Here is a 2,500-nt window from a genome sequence, read left to right as displayed (position 1 = left end):
TAAACGCCCTATTCAGACTCGCTTTCGCTACGGCTCCGTCTCTTCAACTTAACCTTGCATGGGATCGTAACTCGCCGGTTCATTCTACAAAAGGCACGCCATCACCCATTAACGGGCTCTGACTACTTGTAGGCACACGGTTTCAGGTTCTCTTTCACTCCCCTTCCGGGGTGCTTTTCACCTTTCCCTCACGGTACTGGTTCACTATCGGTCACTAGGGAGTATTTAGCCTTGGGAGATGGTCCTCCCAGCTTCCGACGGAATTTCACGTGTTCCGCCGTACTCAGGATCCACTCAAGAGGGAACGAAGTTTCAACTACAGGGTTGTTACCTTCTTTGACGGGCCTTTCCAGACCTCTTCATTTACCTCGTTCCTTTGTAACTCCGTATAGAGTGTCCTACAACCCCAAGAGGCAAGCCTCTTGGTTTGGGCTAATTCCGTTTCGCTCGCCGCTACTCAGGAAATCGCATTTGCTTTCTCTTCCTCCGGGTACTTAGATGTTTCAGTTCCCCGGGTCTGCCTTCAATATCCTATGTATTCAGATAAAGATACTGCTCCATTACGAACAGTGGGTTTCCCCATTCGGAAATCTCCGGATCAAAGCTTACTTACAGCTCCCCGAAGCATATCGGTGTTAGTCCCGTCCTTCATCGGCTCCTAGTGCCAAGGCATTCACCGTGCGCCCTTTCTAACTTAACCATTAGCGAATAAATGGTGCAACTTGCGTTGCGTTATTTATTGGTTTGATTAAAGAAAAGTTTCACTTTTCCTCAGCTATTACTGTTATCTAGTTTTCAAAGAACAATCGCACTCAAAATTCTTCTTATTAGATAAGAAGAAAGTGATGTACTTTCTATTAAATGAGAGATTGAACTCTCAAAACTGAACAAAGCTTCAAAACGTACGTCTTGTAAAAATCCTTAGAAAGGAGGTGATCCAGCCGCACCTTCCGATACGGCTACCTTGTTACGACTTCACCCCAATCATCTGTCCCACCTTAGGCGGCTGGCTCCATAAAGGTTACCCCACCGACTTCGGGTGTTACAAACTCTCGTGGTGTGACGGGCGGTGTGTACAAGGCCCGGGAACGTATTCACCGCGGCATGCTGATCCGCGATTACTAGCGATTCCAGCTTCATGTAGGCGAGTTGCAGCCTACAATCCGAACTGAGAATGGTTTTATGGGATTGGCTTGACCTCGCGGTCTTGCAGCCCTTTGTACCATCCATTGTAGCACGTGTGTAGCCCAGGTCATAAGGGGCATGATGATTTGACGTCATCCCCACCTTCCTCCGGTTTGTCACCGGCAGTCACCTTAGAGTGCCCAACTAAATGCTGGCAACTAAGATCAAGGGTTGCGCTCGTTGCGGGACTTAACCCAACATCTCACGACACGAGCTGACGACAACCATGCACCACCTGTCACTCTGTCCCCCGAAGGGGAACGCTCTATCTCTAGAGTTGTCAGAGGATGTCAAGACCTGGTAAGGTTCTTCGCGTTGCTTCGAATTAAACCACATGCTCCACCGCTTGTGCGGGCCCCCGTCAATTCCTTTGAGTTTCAGTCTTGCGACCGTACTCCCCAGGCGGAGTGCTTAATGCGTTAGCTGCAGCACTAAAGGGCGGAAACCCTCTAACACTTAGCACTCATCGTTTACGGCGTGGACTACCAGGGTATCTAATCCTGTTTGCTCCCCACGCTTTCGCGCCTCAGCGTCAGTTACAGACCAAAAAGCCGCCTTCGCCACTGGTGTTCCTCCACATCTCTACGCATTTCACCGCTACACGTGGAATTCCGCTTTTCTCTTCTGCACTCAAGTTCCCCAGTTTCCAATGACCCTCCACGGTTGAGCCGTGGGCTTTCACATCAGACTTAAGAAACCGCCTGCGCGCGCTTTACGCCCAATAATTCCGGATAACGCTTGCCACCTACGTATTACCGCGGCTGCTGGCACGTAGTTAGCCGTGGCTTTCTGGTTAGGTACCGTCAAGGTACAAGCAGTTACTCTTGTACTTGTTCTTCCCTAACAACAGAGTTTTACGACCCGAAAGCCTTCATCACTCACGCGGCGTTGCTCCGTCAGACTTTCGTCCATTGCGGAAGATTCCCTACTGCTGCCTCCCGTAGGAGTCTGGGCCGTGTCTCAGTCCCAGTGTGGCCGATCACCCTCTCAGGTCGGCTATGCATCGTTGCCTTGGTGAGCCGTTACCTCACCAACTAGCTAATGCACCGCGGGCCCATCTGTAAGTGATAGCCGAAACCATCTTTCAATTTTCTCTTATGCAAGAAAAAATGTTATCCGGTATTAGCTCCGGTTTCCCGGAGTTATCCCAGTCTTACAGGCAGGTTGCCCACGTGTTACTCACCCGTCCGCCGCTAACGTCATAGAAGCAAGCTTCTAATCAGTTCGCTCGACTTGCATGTATTAGGCACGCCGCCAGCGTTCATCCTGAGCCAGGATCAAACTCTCCGAAGAAATGTTTGACTTGCTCATAAAA

The 2,500-nt window shown here is 50.2% G+C and carries 2 rRNA genes (1 of these 2 running past the window's edge); both read right to left on the bottom strand.

What is annotated here, in order from left to right:
• A 23S ribosomal RNA gene (locus tag LZP85_RS20685) occupies positions 1 to 700 on the bottom strand (it extends 2,235 nt beyond the left edge of the window).
• Positions 701 to 925: 225 nt separating this feature from the next.
• A 16S ribosomal RNA gene (locus tag LZP85_RS20680) occupies positions 926 to 2,478 on the bottom strand.
• The 16S and 23S rRNA genes sit together here, the layout of an rRNA operon.
• Positions 2,479 to 2,500: the final 22 nt, after the last annotated feature.

The organism is Priestia flexa, from assembly GCF_021441905.1.
Taxonomy (GTDB): Bacteria; Bacillota; Bacilli; order Bacillales; family Bacillaceae_H; genus Priestia; species Priestia flexa.
Note: the sequence above shows the minus strand (reverse complement) of the source record. Positions and strands in the feature narration are given on the sequence as shown.